The 18,265-nt window shown below is 64.6% G+C and carries 14 protein-coding genes; 8 read left to right on the forward strand and 6 right to left on the reverse strand.

The annotated features are described in order from the left end of the window. The 3 genes from LGR44_RS02595 to LGR44_RS02605 all read right to left on the reverse strand — a co-directional run bounded on the left by LGR44_RS02595 (position 1) and on the right by LGR44_RS02605 (position 3,088). Positions 1-864 (reverse strand): ABC transporter permease, encoded by an 864-nt coding sequence (locus LGR44_RS02595; protein ID WP_226736881.1) that lies wholly within the window; start codon positions 862-864, stop codon positions 1-3. After that, positions 861-1,946: an ABC transporter ATP-binding protein gene (locus LGR44_RS02600; RefSeq protein WP_226736883.1), complete on the reverse strand. Its 1,086-nt coding sequence runs from the start codon at positions 1,944-1,946 to the stop codon at positions 861-863. The genes LGR44_RS02595 and LGR44_RS02600 overlap by 4 nt, the downstream gene beginning before the upstream one ends. A gap of 68 nt (positions 1,947-2,014) precedes the next feature. Next, on the reverse strand, positions 2,015-3,088 hold the full coding sequence (locus tag LGR44_RS02605; protein ID WP_226736885.1) for an extracellular solute-binding protein: 1,074 nt from the start codon (positions 3,086-3,088) through the stop codon (positions 2,015-2,017). Positions 3,089-3,277: 189 nt separating this feature from the next. On the opposite strand from LGR44_RS02605, the gene pip reads away from it, so the two are divergent. Beyond that, a complete protein-coding gene (gene pip / locus LGR44_RS02610) occupies positions 3,278-4,222 on the forward strand; it encodes a prolyl aminopeptidase (RefSeq protein WP_226736887.1) in 945 nt (314 codons plus the stop codon). 24 nt (positions 4,223-4,246) lie between these two features. On the opposite strand, the gene LGR44_RS02615 is transcribed toward pip, so the two are convergent. Then, entirely contained in the window at positions 4,247-5,032 is a 786-nt protein-coding gene (locus tag LGR44_RS02615) for a 3-hydroxybutyrate dehydrogenase (RefSeq protein ID WP_226736889.1), read from the reverse strand. Positions 5,033-5,258: 226 nt separating this feature from the next. On the opposite strand from LGR44_RS02615, the gene pxpB reads away from it, so the two are divergent. From pxpB to LGR44_RS02630, 3 genes are all read left to right on the forward strand, one after another. After that, positions 5,259-5,978, forward strand: a complete 720-nt coding sequence (gene pxpB / locus LGR44_RS02620) for a 5-oxoprolinase subunit PxpB (protein WP_226736890.1) — start codon at positions 5,259-5,261, stop codon at positions 5,976-5,978. Further along, on the forward strand, positions 5,975-7,012 hold the full coding sequence (locus LGR44_RS02625; RefSeq protein ID WP_226736892.1) for a 5-oxoprolinase subunit C family protein: 1,038 nt from the start codon (positions 5,975-5,977) through the stop codon (positions 7,010-7,012). The genes pxpB and LGR44_RS02625 overlap by 4 nt, the downstream gene beginning before the upstream one ends. Before the next feature lie 151 nt (positions 7,013-7,163). Beyond that, positions 7,164-7,574, forward strand: a complete 411-nt coding sequence (locus LGR44_RS02630) for a hypothetical protein (RefSeq protein ID WP_226736894.1) — start codon at positions 7,164-7,166, stop codon at positions 7,572-7,574. Positions 7,575-7,681: 107 nt separating this feature from the next. Here LGR44_RS02630 and LGR44_RS02635 read toward each other — a convergent pair whose 3' ends face one another. Both LGR44_RS02635 and LGR44_RS02640 read right to left on the reverse strand, forming a co-directional pair. Further along, a complete protein-coding gene (locus LGR44_RS02635) occupies positions 7,682-9,649 on the reverse strand; it encodes a PhoX family protein (RefSeq protein WP_226736895.1) in 1,968 nt (655 codons plus the stop codon). Between the two features lie 101 nt (positions 9,650-9,750). Then, on the reverse strand, positions 9,751-11,952 hold the full coding sequence (locus tag LGR44_RS02640) for a malate synthase G (RefSeq protein WP_226736897.1): 2,202 nt from the start codon (positions 11,950-11,952) through the stop codon (positions 9,751-9,753). Between the two features lie 230 nt (positions 11,953-12,182). Between LGR44_RS02640 and LGR44_RS02645 the strand changes: the two genes are divergently transcribed. From LGR44_RS02645 to LGR44_RS02660, 4 genes are all read left to right on the forward strand, one after another. Further along, the gene (locus LGR44_RS02645; RefSeq protein ID WP_226736899.1) at positions 12,183-12,845 is read left to right on the forward strand and encodes a hypothetical protein; all 663 of its coding nucleotides are present in this window, start codon (positions 12,183-12,185) and stop codon (positions 12,843-12,845) included. 348 nt (positions 12,846-13,193) lie between these two features. Continuing rightward, a complete protein-coding gene (locus LGR44_RS02650) occupies positions 13,194-14,021 on the forward strand; it encodes an outer membrane protein (RefSeq protein ID WP_226736901.1) in 828 nt (275 codons plus the stop codon). Positions 14,022-14,578: 557 nt separating this feature from the next. Continuing rightward, positions 14,579-15,274, forward strand: coding sequence for a LuxR C-terminal-related transcriptional regulator (locus tag LGR44_RS02655; RefSeq protein ID WP_226736904.1), 696 nt, complete (start codon positions 14,579-14,581; stop codon positions 15,272-15,274). Positions 15,275-15,347: 73 nt separating this feature from the next. Next, positions 15,348-17,981, forward strand: coding sequence for a hybrid sensor histidine kinase/response regulator (locus LGR44_RS02660; protein ID WP_226736906.1), 2,634 nt, complete (start codon positions 15,348-15,350; stop codon positions 17,979-17,981). Positions 17,982-18,265: the final 284 nt, after the last annotated feature.

The raw sequence follows: 18,265 nt of genomic DNA on the forward strand, positions 1-18,265 counted from the left end.
TCAGGCCTGCCTCAAGGTCGTGCCCAGGCTCTGCCCCGTCAGGCGCAGGCCCACCCACACGATGGTGGAGGACAGCAGCAGGAGGAGCATGCCGAAGGCGGCTCCTTGCGGCCAGTTGAAGCGAGTGATGAACTGGGCGTAGATCTGCTCCGTGAACCACAGCCCGTTCTTGCCGCCGAGCAGCACCGGCGTCGCGAAATTGCCCACCGTCAGCATGAAGACGATAATCGAGCCCGCGACGATGCCCGGCATCGCATGGGGAATGACGATGCGCCGGAGCACGGTCCATCGGCTGCCGCCCAGATCGAAGCCCGCCTCGACCACGGCGGGCTCCAGGCTCTCCAGCGCGTTGGCGAGCGGCACGATCATGAAGAGCAGCCCGCCATAGACGAGGCCGAGGATCACGGCTCCGTCGTTGTAGAGCATCTCGACCGGCTGATCGGCGAGGCCGGTCATGCGCAGCAGATAGGAAATCACCCCGGTCTCCCGCAGCAGCATCATCCAGCCCAGCGTGCGCACGAGTTCCGACACCCAGAACGGCAGCAGGCACAGGAGGAGGAGCATCGCCTTCGTCGGTCCCCGCGCCACGCGGGCGATGTAGAGCGCGATGGGAAAAGCCAGCACGAGCGTGATCGCCGTGACGAGGATCGACATGATCGCCGTGCGGGCGAAGGTGCGCCAATAGAGCGGCTCGGTGAAGAATTCGAGATAGTTTCCGGCGCCGAAGGCATAGACCCGCGGCGCCACCCTCTCGCTGAAGGAGAGGATGAGGATCTCCACGTGCGGCAGGACGATGAGCAGCCCCAGCCAGAGCACGGCCGGAGCCATCAGGAGGAAGAGGGTCAGGCGCTGCGCCGATCTCATGCGGCGAAGACCTTCGTCGCTTGGGACGCCCAGCCGAGATGGATCGGCGCGCCGACCGCGATGCCGGCCAGCGGCCCGGCCTGGGGCAGCACCGCGCGCACGGGCTCGTCGAAGCCGGGCGTCTCGACGAGCAGGCTCGAATTGGCCCCGTCGAACAGCACCGCAGCGACGCGGCCCTCGAAACGGTTCGGAAGCGTGCCGAGAGCAGCCTGATCCTGGGACAGGGCGATGGCCTCCGGGCGGACGAAGGCAAGAGCGGATTTCTGCGAAGCAGCCCCCTCCCCCATGATTGTCGCGCCGGAGGGAAGCCGCAATGCGACCGTGCCGCCCGCGGTGGAAGCAATCTCACCCTGCCAGCGGTTCGTCTCGCCCACGAAGCTCGCCACGAAGGGCGTGGCCGGGTTGTGGTAGAGCTCGCGCGGACTTCCCACCTGCTCGAAGCGCCCCTGGTTCATGACGGCGATGCGATCCGACATGACGAGGGCTTCGGACTGGTCGTGGGTGATGTAGGCGAAGGTGGTGTTGAAGGTCGCCTGCAGCTGCTTGAGCTCGATCTTCATGTGCTCGCGCAGCTTGAGGTCGAGCGCCCCGAGGGGCTCGTCGAGAAGAACCAGGGTCGGCTCCAGGACAAGGCAGCGGGCAATCGCCACGCGCTGACGTTGGCCGCCCGAGAGCGCGGTCACCCGACGGTCGCCGAAACCCTTCAGGCCGACGCGCTCCAGCATGCGGTTGGCCCGCTTCTCCGCTTCGGCGCGGGCGACGCCGCGGCACGTGAGCCCGTAGGCGATGTTCTCGCCGACGCTCATCATCGGGAAGAGCGCGAGGCTCTGAAAGACCATGTTGACCGGACGGCGATTGGCCGGAACCCCGATCATGGACTTGTCGCGAATGCGGATATCCCCCGATGTCGGATCCTCGAAACCCGCGATCATGCGCATGAGCGTGGTCTTGCCGCATCCGGACGGCCCGAGGATGGAAAAGAACTCGCCGGGAGCGACGCTGAAGGTCACGTCGTCGACGGCCCGATGGGAGCCGAACCGTTTCGTGATGTTGAGAAGGTCGAGATCCGGAGGAGATGTCATGGACGCCACAAACGTAAAAAAGCCATCCCCCGGACCGGCCGGGGGATGGTGATCCGCAGAGGAGGTGGTTACGAGCCGGCCTTCAGACGGTCGAGGATCTTGCCCTCGATTTCCTCGATGCCGGCCGGCACCGCCGGGTACCACTTGATGTTGTCGATGGCGGCCTTCGGGAAGCTCTCGGCGAACTGATCCTTCAGCTTGCCCTGCATGAGCTTGTCCGCGCCGTTGGAGGCCGTGAAGTTGCCGGCGGCAGCCGCCACCTTCGCGGCGATCTCGGGACGCATGTTGAAGTTGATCCACTTGTAGGCTGCGTCGTCGTTGCGGCCCTTGGCCGGGATCGCATAGGTATCGACCCAGCCCAGCGCACCGGACTTCGGAGCGACGAACTTGATCTCCGGGTTTTCGGAGTTGAGCTTCCAGCCGCCCGTATCCCAGGCCATGGCGGCGACGACTTCGCCGGACCGGATGGCATTGAGGAGCTGGTCCTTGCCGTCCCAGAAGAACTTCACGTTCTTCTTGCAGTCCGCGAGCTTGGCGCCGACCTTCTCCATCATCTCCGTGTAGGCCTTCGGATCGTTGTAGGCGGCGAAGGGATCCATGCCGTTGGCGAACGCGAAGGCGATAAGGGTCGGACGCTTGGCGCGGAAGCTCGCCTTTCCGGCGACCGCATCGCTGCAGAGGTCGGTGTAGTCGGCGACGTTGGGAGCCGCCTTGGTGTTCACGACCAAGCCGTCCGTGCCCCAGATGTGGGGTACGCCGTAGACCTTGCCGTCGACGGTCGTGTTCTTCTTCGTGGCTTCGAGCATCGAGCCGATGAACTGGTCCGTCTTGATCTTGGAAAGATCGAGCGGCTTGTAGATGCCGAATTCCTGCTGCGGCCCGGCAATGCGGTCCTGGCTCGGCTGCACGAGGTCGAAGCCGGCCCCCTGAGTGGCACGCAGCTTCGAGATCATCTCCTCGTTGTTGGAGAGCGTGACCTCGACCTCGATGCCCGTCTCCTTGGTGAACTGCTCGATAATGTCCTTCGGAGCGTAATCAGCCCAGGTCAGGAGCCGCAGCTTCTCGGCGGCGTGCGCCGTGCCTGCGACCATGAGTGCGGCAAAGGCCGTGGCCAGCTTCAAGCCGGCGCGCTTGGTCAACATCATATTCCTCCATTGTGGTCCGGGTTCGGCCCGTGTTCCCCAGTTGCAAAATTATATGACACTCCGACGACGCGCTACTGATTTAAGCAAGTTGTCCTGATTTCCTGAGCCGGCTCAGGAGAGAAGGCGCCGGCTGACAGGAGCCGGGTGCCCGGCTATTGAAGAGCATTCATTCCTGGAGCCCTCCCGATGCGCACCCTCTACCCCGAAATCGAACCCTACGATCATGGCCTGCTCGATGTGGGCGACGGACACCGGGTCTATTGGGAGCTCTGCGGAAACCCCGACGGCAAGCCTGTCGTCTTCCTTCACGGCGGACCTGGCGGAGGCTGCTCGCCGACGCAGCGCCGGCTGTTCGATCCGGAGAAGTACCGCATCCTGCTGTTCGACCAGCGCGGCTGCGGGCGCTCCACGCCCTATGCGAGCCTCGAGGCCAACACCACCTGGCATCTGGTGGCGGATATCGAACGCCTGCGCGAGATGCTGGGCGTCGAGAAGTGGATGGTCTTCGGCGGGTCCTGGGGCAGCACCCTTGCGCTCGCCTATGCGGAAACGCACCCGGAACGGGTGAGCGAACTGGTGCTGCGGGGCATCTTCACCCTGCGCCGCGCAGAGCTGCTCTGGTACTACCAGGAAGGCGCGTCCTGGATGTTTCCGGACAAGTGGGAGCGGTTCCTGGCGCCTATTCCCCCGGAGGAGCACGGCGACCTCATGGCCGCCTACCGCAAGCGCCTCACCCACGAGGATCCCGTGATCCAGATGGAAGCCGCCAAGGCTTGGAGCCTGTGGGAAGGCGAGACGATCACCCTCATGCCGAGCCAAGACTACAGCGACCAGTTCGGCGACGGGCATTACGCCCTCGCCTTCGCCCGGATCGAGAACCATTACTTCGTCAACGAGGGCTTCTTCGACGAAGGACAGCTCATCCGCGACGCCCACCGGCTGAAGGACATCCCCGGCGTCATCGTCCAGGGGCGCTACGACATCGCCACGCCGCCCAGGACGGCATGGGACCTGCACAAGGCCTGGCCGGAGGCCAGGTTCATCATGGTGCCGGATGCAGGCCACGCCATGACCGAGCCCGGCATCACCCACCACCTCATCGAAGCCACCGACGCGTTCGCGAGGGCCTAGCGCCCCCGCGAACCGGCGAGGCGACTACTTTGCGGTCCAGCCGCCATCCATGGAGAGATTGGCGCCGGTGATCTGGCTGGCCGCATCGGAGCAGAGGAAGACGGCGGCGGCCGCGACCTGATCGGCCGTCACGAACTGCTTGGTCGGCTGAGCCTCCAGCAGCACGTCGTTGATGACCTGCTCCTTGGTGAGCCCCCTCGCCTTCATGGTGTCGGGGATCTGCTTCTCCACGAGCGGTGTCCAGACATAGCCCGGGCTGATGCAGTTGACCGTCACGCCGTGGGTCGCCAGCTCCAGCGAAACCGTCTTCGTCAGCCCGACGACCCCGTGCTTGGCGGCGACGTAGGCCGCCTTGAACGGCGAGGCGACGAGGGAATGGGCCGAGGCCGTGTTGATGATGCGCCCCCACTTGCGGGCCTTCATCCCCGGCACGGCGGCGCGGATCGCGTGGAAGGCCGAGGAGAGGTTGATCGCGATGATCTGGTCCCACTTCTCGATCGGGAAGTCCTCGATCGGGGAGACGAACTGGATGCCCGCATTGTTCACGAGAATGTCGACGCCGCCGAAGGTCTCCTCCGCCAGACGGATCATGTCGGCGATCTCCTCGGGCTTCGACATGTCGGCAGGCGAATGGATGGCCTTGACGCCGAACTCGCTCTCGAGCCCGGCCCGCGTCTTCTCGATCTCGTCCGCCGGTCCGAAGCCGTTGAGAACGATGGAGGCGCCTTCCTTGGCGAGGGCGCGCGCGATGGCAAGGCCGATGCCGCTGGTCGAGCCCGTGACAACGGCGGTCTTGGATTTCAAAGTCATGAAATGCTCCGGATATGCCTCGAGGTTCGGCATGGATCGAGGTTTTGACATAACATGAGGCGCCGGAGGAGGGTCAATCGACCTTGGATCGAGAATGAAGGTTGCCGGACGCCCCCTCTCGATACATGCTTCAGGCGCATGCCTGCATCCTTCCCTTGCCGTTGAAGGATTTTCACCGATGTGAGAAGGGCCAGTGGCCCGATTTCAGCCCATCCGACGAGGTATCGTGCAAACACCGAGAATTCTCGCCTGCGGCGACAGCGCCCTATCCGTCGAGTTCGGAGAAACCATCGATCCGGACATCAACGGCAAGGTCCTTGCGCTCGACGATGCCCTGCGGATGCGCTCCCCGGCCGGCCTGCTGGAAACGGTGCCGACCTACCGTTCGCTGCTGGTGCAGTTCGATCCCACGCTCACGGATTATGATGCCCTTGCGGCCCTCCTGACGGCAGAGGCCCAGGGCCTCGCCCCCCGCGCCTCCACCGGCAGGCGCTGGCGCATCCCGGTCGTCTATGGCGGTGAATACGGGATCGATCTCGAAGATGTCGCCGAACGGCACGGTCTGACGCCGCGGCAGGTCATCGACCGCCATGCCGGCGCGGTCTACCGGGTCTACATGATCGGATTTCTGCCGGGCTTCGCCTATCTCGGGGGGCTCGATCCCACCCTCGCCACCCCGCGTCGGACGCAGCCGCGCGCGAAGATTCCAAGCGGCTCGATCATCATCGGCGGCGCGCAGGCGGCAGTCGGCTCGATCGAATGCCCCAGCGGCTGGCACATACTCGGGCGCACGCCCGTGCGCAGTTATGCCCCGGAGCGCGACCCGGCCTTCCTGCTCGGAGCGGGAGACGAGGTCGTGTTCGAGCCTGTCGATACGTCTCGCTGGGATATGCTCGATCGCGAGGCGCAGGCCGGCGGCGTCGTGGCCGAGGAGATCCGCCCATGATCGATCTCGTTGTCAAAGCCTGCGGGCCCATGACCAGCCTGCAGGATCGCGGGCGCCACGGCTATCAGAGGTTCGGCGTCTCCCCCTCGGGAGCCATGGACGCGCGTTCCCTGGCCGCCGCCAACATTCTCGTCGGCAACCCGCCTGAAATCGCCGCCATCGAGTTCGTGAATCTCGGCGGCACGTTCACGTGCAGCGGTGGCGATCTCCGGATCGCGGTGGTCGGCGCCGACTGCTCCTTGAGCATCGACGGAGTGCAGGTCGCGCCCAATACAGCGGCGCTCCTCAGGGAGGGGCAGGAAGCCCAGGTCGGCCACGCCCGGACCGGGACGTTCGCGTATCTGGCCATCGCCGGAGGCTTCGCGGTCGAGCCGCAGCTCGGTAGCCTGTCCTTTCACCTGCGGTCGCGCCTCGGCGGCCTCGACGGAGCCCCGCTCCGGCCCGGAGACCGGCTCTCCTGCAAGGCGGAGGCGCAGCCCGGCGAGCTGATGCACCTGCCGCTCGAGGCACCGCCAACGGATGCCCCGATCCGCGTGATGCTCGGACCGCAGGACGACTACTTCACCCCGGCGGCGATCCGCACCCTCCTGGAAGGGGAGTTCACCGTCAGCCCGCAGGCCGACCGAATGGGCTTCCAGCTGACGGGGCCGCAGATCGAGCACGCCAAGGGCTTCAACATCGTGTCCGACGGAATCGTGACCGGCCACATTCAGGTGCCGGGAAACGGCCAGCCCATCGTTCTCATGCGCGACCGGCAGACGGCAGGCGGCTATCCGAAGATCGCGACGATCATCAGCGCCGATCTCGACCGCTTCGCCCAGCTGCGCCCGGGAACGTCCGTGCGCTTCAAGGCCGTCGAACGGGAAGAGGCGGTTACGGCGGCGCGCCAGATGAAGGACTGGATCTCGTCCCTCCCGACCGCTCTCGTGCCCGTGCGTTTCGACCTGACGACGGAGCACCTCCTGAGCGTGAACCTCATCGGCGGCGCTGTGGATGCGCTGGCCCCGAGAACGCCGGAGACCGCGGCCTCGTGACGGTCGGCCACGGATTCTCCGAGACGCCTCTGCCAGGTGAGCCGGCTAGGAAAATTGAGAAGCCTGTCAAATAACTGCAATAGAACTGTCATCATTCTCGTTCCATGAACAGGGCCTCTCCTCTGTTGAACCTCTTGAATGGATTGCCCGGATGGCAAAGAAGAAGACCAAGTCCCCCTCCAGCGCGCTGGGATTGAAGCTCCCGAAGGATCTGCGCAAGCCCGGCTGGCTCGACGAGCTTCTCCACTCGGAGATCGGACGCCGGATTCTCGCGGACGCCCTCGTGGCCGCCGCCGGGGCGGCGGCTGTCGCCCTCACGCGCCACCAGCCGGTTGCGAAGAAGATCACCCGGGCCAAGAAGGCTACGGCCGAAGCCGGTTCGGAAGCGGCCTCCGTCACCAAGAAGCTGGCGAGCTCCGCCGCGGAGATCGCAACGGAGACCGTCGCCGGCGTCGCCCAGTCGCTTCTGCCGGAAAACGCCGCCGTCCCTGAGGACAAGAACACGACCGAAGACAAGCAGGCCAAGAAGCGCCGCAAGAAGGCCAAGGCCGAGACCCGGTAGCCCGGGACGCCCGACCCATCGGAACGGCAGCGGAGGAGCGGCATCGCGCCCGCTGCCCAGGCAAGGAAAGAAGGGCGGCCCCGGGGCCGCCCTTGTTGTTTTCAGGCTCAGGCGATCTTGCCGCCGCCCTGTTTCGTGATGACGAGAACCGAGGGACGCGTCGGCATGTTGTCCTTGAAGTCCGGCCAGCGCGTGGCGGGATTCTCGAAGGTCGACGGGGCGCCCTCGTCCACCTCGGCCGGATGCTGCACGGCCAGGAAGAGCGTCTCGTCGTTGGGCGTGAAGCAGGGACCGCACATCTCCGCACCAAGCGGCACGCGGAAGAAGTGCTTGGACGTGCCGCGCAGCTCACCTTCCGTCTCGAGAGCCCAGAGACCGTCCGCGCGGCCCGTCGCCTTGGCGCTGTTGCCGTCCGTCGAGATCCAGAGACGTCCCTGACTGTCGATGGCGCAGTTGTCGGGCATGCCGAACCAGCCGTTCCTGGTCGTCTCCGACGAGAAGGTCGCGCCGACCGAAGCCACGGAGGGATCGCCGCACTTGACCAGCACCTCCCAGGCAAAGGTCTTCGCGGCATGGTCGCCGCCTTCGGGCATCATTTCGACGATGTGGCCGAACGCATTGTTGGCGCGCGGGTTGGCGGGATCGACCTGCTCCTCCTTGCGGCGGGTGTTGTTCGTCAGCATGACGTAGACGCGGTTCGTGGCCGGATTGGCCTCGATGTCCTCGGGGCGGTCCATCTTGGTCGCGCCCTGGAGATCGGCCGCGCGCCTCGTCTCGATGAGAACGTCGGCCTGGCTCCGGAAGCCGTTCGCTTCCGTCAGCGGCCCCTCGCCATGGACGAGGGAGAGCCACTCGCCCGTTCCATCCGGGTTGTACTTGGCGACGTAGAGCGTGCCTTCATCGAGGAGGCCGAAATTGGCGGCGCGGTCTTCCCGGTTCACCTTTCCGGCCGTGACGAACTTGTAGACGTAGTCGAAGCGCTCGTCGTCGCCCAGATAGACGACATAGCGGCCGTCCTGGTTCGTGATGCCGGCAGCGCCCTCGTGCTTGGTGCGCCCGAGCGCCGTACGCTTCTTCGGCACGAAGGTCGGATCGAAGGGGTCGATCTCGACCACCCAGCCGAAACGGTTGGGCTCGTTGGGCTCCTTGGCGACGTCGAAACGGTCGTGGAACTTGCCCCAGGCATAGGCGGGGGATCCGAGGCCATAGCGCTTGTAGTTCTTGGCCTCGGCATGATCGTCGGCGACCTTGCCCCAGAAGTAGCCGTTGAAGTTCTCTTCGCAGCTCAGCCACGTTCCCCAGGGGGTGACGCCGCCGGCGCAGTTGTTGACCATGCCGTGGACACGGCGGCCGCTCGGGTCGGCGGCGGTCTTCATCCGCTCGTGACCGGCCGCCGGACCCGTGATGTCCATCGGCGTCTCGGCCGTGATGCGGCGGTTGTACCTGGAATCCTTCACGACCTCCCAGCGGCCGTTGCGGCGCTGGATTTCCACCACCGCGCCGCCATGGGCCGCCATCTCGATATCGACGAGGTCCTTCGTCATCTTCGAGAAGTTGACGTCCTTGGAATCCTGCACGCCGATGCCGGGGAACATCAGCTCCTCGTTGGTGTATTCGTGATTGACGACGAGCAGGCCGTGATCGCTCGACCCGTCGATGGGGATGTAGCCGACGAAGTCGGTGTTGTAGCCGAACTGGCGGCTCTGCTTCTGCGCGCTTTGCGACATGGGATCGAAGTCGGGCGCATCGGCGAAGATCGGGTCGCCCCAGCGCAGCAGGACCTGGGCGTCATAGCCTTCGGCGACGTGGTGGGTCTCGTCGACGCCCGCCTCGATTTCCTTGAAGTCGAACGACGGGGCCATGCCCTTCTTGGCAGGCTGCTCGTTGGCCGCGAGGGCGCGCTGGCCCAGAGTGGCGGAAATCGCCGCAACGGCGAGCGAGCCGCGGAGCAGATCGCGCCGGTTGAAGCGCGCGGCGATGACCTCGCCCATGGTGAGGTTTGCGGTCGGGTTGTTGCCGACATCGCCTGAATCTTCCAGCTCGCTTGCGCGAAGACGGGTCATCTTCTCGTCCATATCCGCTTCTCCCATGTGAGATGACAGCGGTTTAGAACGGTTCCATGTAAGCTTGGTGACAGGCCTCCCGGCCTGTCGTCCCATCGCCTTCCAGAACTCGATCAGGCCGTCCTGACGCCGCTGGCATCGACCCGGTCCGGCGCACCGGATGCCTTGGCCTCGCGGCGGCGCTCGTGGAGAATCCATTCCGTATAGCCGTTCGGCTGTTCGCGCCCCTTGAACACGAGATCGGACGCGGCCTGGAAGGCCGGGCCGTCGAAGCCCGGCGCCATCGGACGGTAGAGCGGATCGCCCGCATTCTGCCGGTCGACGACCTCCGCCATGCGGCGCAGGGTCTGCATGACCTGGTCCTGGGTCACGATGCCGTGCCGGAGCCAGTTGGCGAGATGCTGGCTGGAGATGCGCAGCGTCGCGCGATCCTCCATCAGGCCGACGTCATGGATGTCCGGCACCTTGGAGCAGCCCACGCCCTGATCGATCCAGCGCACCACATATCCGAGAATGCCCTGGCAGTTGTTGTCGAGTTCCTGCTGCACCGCGTCCGGCGCCCAGTTGGACTGCGAGACGGGAATGGTGAGGATGTCCGCCAGTTTGGCGGGCGAGCGCTGTTTCAGCTCCTCCTGGCGGGCATGCACGTCCACCTGATGGTAGTGCAGGGCATGGAGCGTGGCGGCGGTCGGAGACGGCACCCAGGCGGTGTTGGCGCCGGCCTGAGGATGTCCGATCTTCTGGACCATCATGTCGGCCATCTTGTCCGGAGCCGCCCACATGCCCTTGCCGATCTGCGCGTGCCCCGGCAATCCGCAGGCGAGGCCCACATCGACGTTGTTGTCCTCGTAGGCCTTGATCCAGGGCGTCCCCTTCATGTCGTTCTTGCGCACCATGGGACCCGCCTCCATGGAGGTGTGGATCTCGTCGCCGGTGCGGTCGAGGAAGCCCGTATTGATGAAGAAGATGCGCTCCGCCGCGGCGGCGATGCAGGCCTTGAGGTTGACGGTCGTTCGCCGCTCCTCGTCCATGATGCCCATCTTCAGGGTATTGCGGGACAGCGAGAGCATGTCCTCGACGGCGGCGAACAGATCGTTGGCGAAGGCGACCTCGTCGGGCCCGTGCATCTTGGGCTTCACGATGTAGACCGACCCCGTGCGGCTGTTGCGCAACTCGCCCGTGCCGCGCAGGTCGTGCATCGCGATGAGGCTCGTGACGGCCGCGTCGAGGATCGTCTCGGGGATCTCCTGTTCCGTCTCGTCGAGCACCGCATCCGTGAACATGTGATGGCCGACGTTGCGCACCAGCATCAGGCTGCGGCCGTGCAGGCGGACCTCGCCGCCGTTCGGCATCCTGTAGGCCCGATCGGGATTGAGGCGCCGCTCGACCGTCCTGCCGCCCTTCTCGAAGCTCTCGCTCAGGTCGCCGCGCATCAGCCCCAGCCAGTTCCGGTAGACCAGCACCTTGTCGTCGGCGTCGACGGCCGCGACGCTGTCCTCCAGGTCCATGATGGTGGAAAGAGCGGATTCGATCACCACGTCGGCAACGCCGGCCGGATCGTCGGCTCCGATCGGACTGGTCCTGTCGATCCTGATGTCGAGATGCAGGCCGTTGTGCCGCAGCAGAATCGCGGAGGGATTGGCGGCCTCGCCCTGGTAGCCGACAAGCTGGGTCACGTCCGCAAGAGCCGTTTCCCCGCCGTCCTGAAGCCGGATTGTCAGCGCACCGCCTTCGATCGCGTAGGCGCTGGCATCCTTGTGGCTGCCCCCTGCGAGCGGAGCGGCCCGGTCGAGGAACTCCCGCGCCCGCTCGACCACCTGGGCGCCGCGCACCTTGTTGTAGCCCCCTCCCTGCGTCGCGCCGCCCTCCTCGGGAATGGCGTCCGTGCCGTAGAGAGCGTCATAGAGGCTGCCCCAGCGGGCATTGGCGGCGTTCAGGGCATAGCGCGCATTCGAGACCGGCACCACGAGCTGAGGCCCGGCGGTCCGGGCAATCTCGTCATCGATGCTGCGGGTCGAAACCGCGAAATCGTCCGGCTCGGGCCGGATGTATCCGATCTCCCGCAGGAAGGCCTCGTACTCCGCCGGATCGAAGGCCCTGCCGGCTCTCGACCGGTGGTACTCGTCGATCCGGCCCTGCAGATCGTCCCTCACGGCGAGAAGGTTCCGGTTGCGGGGGGCGAATTCCCTCACGAGAGTGGACAGCCCGCTCCAGAAGGCATCGGCCGAGACTCCCGTTCCGTTCAGCGCCTCGCGCTCAATGAAATCATGGAGGACCGGTGCAATCTGGAGACCGCTCGTCTGGACGCGCTTCATCTTTCCCGCTTTCGTCGGTTGTGACCTGTTCGTAGCTTAGTGCCACCGGACAAAAAGAGAAGATGACCCCTCCCCTCGACCGCACTTCGGAGCGAGAGGAAAATTTGCAGATGGCCCAAGGGGACTAGAAGACGACCTCCACTTGGCGCAAGATGTACGAAGGTCCAAGACAAGATCCGACATTGCATTCGACCAGAACATCGATTGGTTAGCCGCAGGGATTTCAGGCCGTGCCCCGTCGCTTTTTCAGGCCGCCGATTTCGAAGACGCTCTGGTTTCTCCAGATAAGCTGTCTCGCGTCCCTCGGCCTGGCCGGCCCCACAGCCGCACAGAGCCCGGAGCGGATGTGGCACGTCACCGGCTATGCGAGCCGATGGGCGAATACCGATCTCCTCGACGTGCCGGAGCGCTCCTTCAGGGGAAACCTGACCTTCGAGGATGCGAATTTCGTCGGCGCAGGCCTGGCAAGGGTGATCGTTCCCTCGTTCTCGATCCCTGTTCCCGGCACCGATTTCGCCTTCCGCGGGAACAGGATCGAGATCGAAGGGCAGGTTCTTCGCCACTTCGGCAGCCAAAGCCATTGGGAGGGAACGGTCGCGATCATGTTTCGGACCGGGCAAATCCCTCTGTTCGGAGGCCTGAGCGTCAATTTCGCCGTGGGGGAAGGCCTGTCCTACGCCTCGGAACGGCCGGCGCTGGAAGGAAGCTTCCGTGTCGAGCCCACGCGCTTCCTCAACTATCTCGCGTTCGAAGCCGAATTTTCCCACGCCTCGCTGCCAGGGGTCTACTTCGTCCCGCGGATCCATCACCGGTCCGGAATTTTCGGCGTCATCGCCCCGAGAGAATCCGGCTCGAACTTCATAGGAGCAGGCCTCAGAATCGATCTTCCTTGAGCAAATCGGGCCGTTTTCTCAAGGCGCAACTGAATCCGCAAAACAAAAAACCCTGCCCGGATGGGCAGGGTTAAGTGATCTCCTCGCCTTCGGAAGTGTCGATCCGAAAACATTTCGATTAGGACATATGGTTTCTGTTGTGTCAATCAACAAAGACTTCTCGTCTTTTTTTCCTAATGTCTTCGCATAGTTTCATCATACATTCCTATGAGGCGGAAAGGTTTTACCACTTTGGTATGCCGCCTTGCATAAAAACAAATCTGCAAGTGTTGCAGCATTGTCATAGCCGAATGCTTCAGCGTCCACATAGACTGACACGCGTGACTCCTCACACAAGGGATGACGATTATGAGAAAGCTCGTTTTCGGCCTTCTTGCCGCAACGGCCGGCACGGCTCTTGCCGTGTCCGCCGCCTCGGCTGCAGACCTTCCGATCCGGACGGCTCCTCCGGCTCCGATCATTGCTCCCGTTCCGATCTTCACCTGGACCGGCTTCTACGTGGGCGTGAACGCCGGCTACGGCTGGCATGAGAACAATCGGAGCTCGATCTTCGTGCCTGCCGGCACCTTCGCGGCGCCCTTCGCCGGCACGAGCGGCGTTCTCAGGTTCGGCGAAGACAGCGGTGAAGGCTTCGTCGGCGGCGGCCAGATCGGCTACAACTATCAGTTCGGCTCCTTCGTGGCCGGTGTCGAGGCCGACCTGCAGTGGGCCGATCTCGGCGGCAGCGAGGGTGTCGCGTTCGTGCCGCCCGGCTTCCCGCCGACATTCATCCCGGCCGGCGCTGCCGGCGGCATCGACTGGTTCGGCACCGTCCGCGCCCGTCTCGGTGTGGCCTTCGACCGCGCTCTCATCTACGCCACCGGCGGTTTCGCCTATGGCGGAGCTGACGACAACAGCGGCTTCAACGGCTTCAACGGCTTCGTCAACGACGACGACGTGCGCACCGGCTGGGTGCTGGGTGCGGGTATGGAATATGCCTTCACCAACAACCTGACGGCGGGCATCGAAGGCCTGTGGGTCAACCTGGACGGCGGCAACAACGGCACCTTCATCGGCAGCTACGTTCCTGCTCTTGGCGCCGATCGTACGGCGGTGTCCGTCCCGAACAACCGCGACGAGGAGAACGAGTTCTTCGTGGCGCGCGCCAAGCTGAACTTCAAGTTCGGCACGTACTGAGACCTGCCGTTTCGGCAAACGGAAAGGCCCGGGGAAACCCGGGCCTTTTTGCTGTGCCCACACCGGCACCTTCACGCTCCGGACATACTGCGACGTGCAATGCAGACTTTGCACGCTTGCAAGCGGCCCGGATCCGGAACCATTCGCCCGTACAACTCTACGTGTGACATTCCCTGTTGCAGGCAAATCCGCCTCTCGGACCGAGCCGTCGCACGACGCCATCGACTAACCTGCTGAAGAGTCAGATAAATAAGAAGTTGTCTAGACAACTTCTGGCCGGCTGAGCGAGCGTGGCGCATTCCCCACGGGGTTGAGCTCCCCCACGTAAGGCAAAGGAACGGTGCAAAGTTCCGGCCCTGCCTGCCCCGCATCGGAAAACCTCGAGTCATTCCTTGCCTTTTGCCTGAAACTTAGTTTTAGATATTGCAACGTTATATCTGCCATAAAGAGTTCCCGCCTTCGCATGCACATGGCGTCGGCCGCTGAAATCGCTACACAGTATCAACAGCGAGACCGGCTGATCGCAGGCAGGACTTGAACAACATGGGAGACTTTCGATGGAAACCTCCATGCGAGTAGGCCTCGTCGCCGACGACGACGCGTACTTCAGGATGGCTGTTGGGACGATTCTCACCCGCCAGCTCGGCTTTTCGAGGGTCGTGGAAGCCGCCTCTCTCGACGAGGCGCTGGATTGCCTCGGCGACAATGTCGAAACCAGTGCCGCGCTCTTCGACCTGGCCATGCCGGGCATGAGAACCCCGACGAACCTGAGAGCCGTTCGGGAGTGCTTCCCGCAGACCCGGGTGGCGGTCATTTCCGGTTCGAGCTCCCGGCGAGACATCCTGCTCGCCCTGGAAGCTGGCGTTCACGGATACATGCTCAAGAGCCTGAGCATCGGCGACCTCACGAATGCGCTTCAAACCGTCTTCGCCGGAAGCATCTACGTGCCCCCCTCGCTCGCCGAGGTCGACCTGGCCCAGGAAGAAGCCATGGGGGAGATCGCAGAGGAGCCGCCCGCCGCGCCGCACGAACCCGTCCATGCCCTGACGCCTCGGCAGCAGAATGTGCTGGACCTTCTGATCCAGGGCAAATCCAACAAGGAAATCGCCCTCGCGCTCGGTCTTGGCGAAGGGACGGTCAAAATCCACATGGCGGCCATCTTCCGCTATTTCGGCGTCAACAACCGCGCCGCAGCCGCTGTTGCGGGCGCCCGCCCCTATCCGAACCGCCGCCGCCTTCTTCTGAGCGCCTGAGCGGGCGTCCCGGGCAATGGATCTCCGTCGCGTGCGGATCTTCGGGACCCGGAGGCATGCGATCAAAAGCAGGGTGGCGTTAGGTTGGCTGCATCACAGAAGCCTGTTCTGGCGCTTTCTGCTGATCGGCATCGCCGCCCTGGCGCCCCTCGTGGTCGCTCTTGTGCAATTCGCAGGCGACGAACGGGACATGGCCCTCAAGGTCACCCGCGAACGCGCGGAACTGCTCGCAGCCTATACGGTGGAGAGACAACGCGAGGTGATCGAGGAAGCGCGGGGGGTGCTGCGCTTCCTCACGGAGATGCCGGAAGTCGGCGCCGGAGGGCCGGTCTGCGACGCCTTCCTGGCGAACCACATGGCGCTCCACCGATGGATCCACTCGCTCAGGCTGTCCTCACCGGACGGCAGCGCCGTCTGCGCGGACCGGGCAGACACCAAACTCCCCGACCTGCATGACCGGGAGTACTTCAAGAAAGCGCTGAGCGGGGCGGATTTCGTCCTGAGCGAGTTGACCACGGACCGCCGGACCGGAGCCCTTGCCATGGTGGCGGCAGCCCCGATCGTGCGGAGCGGCGAGGTCGTGGGCGTCCTGTCCCTCGGCATGTTCCCGGGCGTCTTTCAGGAGCGTTCCCCCCTGCAGGTCGACCCCACCCTCGACGTCAGCATGTTCCTCGTCGACCAGAAGGGAACGCTCATCGCGCATCACCCCCAGATCCGAGAGCTGGTCGGGGCGAGCGTCCGCGACCGGCCCGCCGTTCAGAAGGCCCTCGACTCCCTCGAAGGAAGCTCGGAGGCGCTCGATCTGTTCGGGGTCCAGCGCCTGTTCGTCTTTCGGACCCTCCCGGGCACGGATGCCGTCCTTGCCATCGGCCTGGACCGGGCGGCCGTGATCGGCGCCATAGACGGCGTTCTTCGCTATCGCCTGAGCCTGATCACCATCATCATCGGCGGATCGGTCATGCTCGGCCTTCTTGGTGCGGAAATCCTCATCTTCCGGCCCCTGCGCGATCTGTCGTTCATGGCCAAGGCCTTCGAGAGCGGAGACTTCAGCATACGCGCCTCGACCACAGGGGCCGGCGAGGTCAGGCTCCTCGCCCGGATCCTGGGCCGGATGGCGGAAGCCATCACCGACCGCGAGGGCGAGCTCAAGGCGGCCAAGGACGTCGCCGAGAGCGCCCTGGCCGAAGCGCGGCTCGCCAACAATGCCAAGACCGACTTCCTGGCGACCATGAGCCATGAAATCCGCACGCCCCTCAACGGCATCATCGGCTATACCGAGCGCCTTCTCGACGAGGAGCTGAGCCGGGAGCAGCGGCGCTATGCGGAGCTGATCCAGGTGGCGGGCTCGGCTCTTTTGACGATCGCCAACGACGTCCTCGACCTGTCGAGCATCGAGGCCAATCAGATCCAGCTCCGGCAGGAGCCATTCTCCTTCCTGTCCCTCATCGATGATACCGTCTCCATCGTCAGCAGCGGGGCCGGCAGGAAAGGCGTCCCCATCCGGACGGAATGCGACCCGGACATTCCCGACGTCGTGCTCGGGGACGAAGCGCGGCTCCGCCAGATCCTGCTGAACCTGCTGAACAACGCCGTGAAGTTCACGCGTGTGGGGCACATCACGGCCCACGTCCAGCACAAGGGCCGTTCCGAGCGCGGAGAGCTGATCCGCATCTCCATCATTGACACGGGAATCGGAATTGCGCCGGAGAAGCGCGACCGCCTGTTCAAGCGCTTTTCACAGGTCGACCGCTCCATCAGAAGGGAGTTCGGCGGCACCGGCCTCGGTCTCGCGATCTCCAAGCGTCTCATCGAACTGATGGGCGGCGAAATCGGAGTGGAAAGCGAAGAGGGCAAAGGTTCGACCTTCTGGATCGAGGTGGCGCTGCAGCGGGCGGAGCACCTCGTCCAGCAGCAGCGGCAGGCCAAGAAGATCCCGGCGACCGCACCGGCGCGCATTCTTCTGGCCGAGGACATCGAGGTCAACCAGGAGCTGGCGAAAGGGCTGCTCGTGGCCGCGGGGCACGAGGTCGATACGGTCACGAACGGATACGAGGCCGTCGCGGCGGTCCAGATCAAACCCTACGACCTCGTCCTGATGGATGTGCAGATGCCCGGGATGGACGGCATCACCGCGACACGGAAGATCCGCGCTCTCGATCATCCGGCAGGACGAATCCCCATCCTCGCCATGACCGCCAATGTGCTGCCGCCCCAGATTCAGCAGTTCAAGGAGGCCGGCATGAACGGCCATGTAGGCAAGCCCGTCAGACGGGACGACCTGCTCAGGAAGCTGGCGGAATGGCTGCCTGCGGGAGATGAGACGGCTGGATCCCCGGACACGACGGCACAAGAACCGGAATCCTTCAACGAGAAGGACTTTCGCGATTTCGTCGACATGATGGGGGCGGATCGCGTCAACCAGTGGCTCGCCAGGTTCGACGAGCAGCTCGAGACGACGTTCGCATCCGCGCATCAGTACGAGCCTCACGAGCTGGCGCAGCGTGCCCATGCCCTGGTCTCGCAGGCCGCTCTCTTGGGATTCTCGGAGTTCTCGAAATTTTGCAGCTCCCTGGAGCAGGCATGCCTCAGCGGAGGGGACATATCGGCATCCCTGCTGACCGCCAGGAGGGTGACCCAGGAGACCCGCTCGGCCATTGCCGGCCTGCTCCGCGACCGGCAATGCGAGCATGTCGCCTCGAAGGCATGAGACTCCGGCCGAGCCGGCCGAGCCGGCGCGCCGAAATCTGATGGCGGAACGGCCTAGACCGTTTGGCCTAGGTGAAATCGGTCCTGTCTTAGATCATGGGGCTGAATGGACCAGTGCGTCGGCAACCGCATAAACCAATGAGGTTCGACGTGGAGCGAAGGCCGGCGTTGCAGGCAGGGACTGTCGAAGGAGCCCAGAGGCACCCGGCAGGCCATCGCCCTCAGGGCCCCGGTCTCGCGCGCACCCGAACAGCGAGATCAGCCGGGGGCGGTCGAGGGCGGCAT

Origin of the sequence: Microvirga lenta (assembly GCF_020532555.1) — a bacterium.
In the GTDB taxonomy this organism is placed as follows: Bacteria; Pseudomonadota; Alphaproteobacteria; order Rhizobiales; family Beijerinckiaceae; genus Microvirga; species Microvirga lenta.

Coding starts and splice junctions, on each gene's coding strand:
- LGR44_RS02650 (WP_226736901.1), top strand. CDS start 13,194: ATGAGAAAGCTCGTTTTCGGCCTTCTTGCCGCAACGGCCGGCACGGCT.
- LGR44_RS02595 (WP_226736881.1), bottom strand. CDS start 864: ATGAGATCGGCGCAGCGCCTGACCCTCTTCCTCCTGATGGCTCCGGCC.
- LGR44_RS02635 (WP_226736895.1), bottom strand. CDS start 9,649: ATGGACGAGAAGATGACCCGTCTTCGCGCAAGCGAGCTGGAAGATTCA.
- LGR44_RS02605 (WP_226736885.1), bottom strand. CDS start 3,088: ATGTTGACCAAGCGCGCCGGCTTGAAGCTGGCCACGGCCTTTGCCGCA.
- LGR44_RS02615 (WP_226736889.1), bottom strand. CDS start 5,032: ATGACTTTGAAATCCAAGACCGCCGTTGTCACGGGCTCGACCAGCGGC.
- LGR44_RS02630 (WP_226736894.1), top strand. CDS start 7,164: ATGGCAAAGAAGAAGACCAAGTCCCCCTCCAGCGCGCTGGGATTGAAG.
- LGR44_RS02600 (WP_226736883.1), bottom strand. CDS start 1,946: ATGACATCTCCTCCGGATCTCGACCTTCTCAACATCACGAAACGGTTC.
- LGR44_RS02655 (WP_226736904.1), top strand. CDS start 14,579: ATGGAAACCTCCATGCGAGTAGGCCTCGTCGCCGACGACGACGCGTAC.
- LGR44_RS02640 (WP_226736897.1), bottom strand. CDS start 11,952: ATGAAGCGCGTCCAGACGAGCGGTCTCCAGATTGCACCGGTCCTCCAT.
- LGR44_RS02625 (WP_226736892.1), top strand. CDS start 5,975: ATGATCGATCTCGTTGTCAAAGCCTGCGGGCCCATGACCAGCCTGCAG.
- pip (WP_226736887.1), top strand. CDS start 3,278: ATGCGCACCCTCTACCCCGAAATCGAACCCTACGATCATGGCCTGCTC.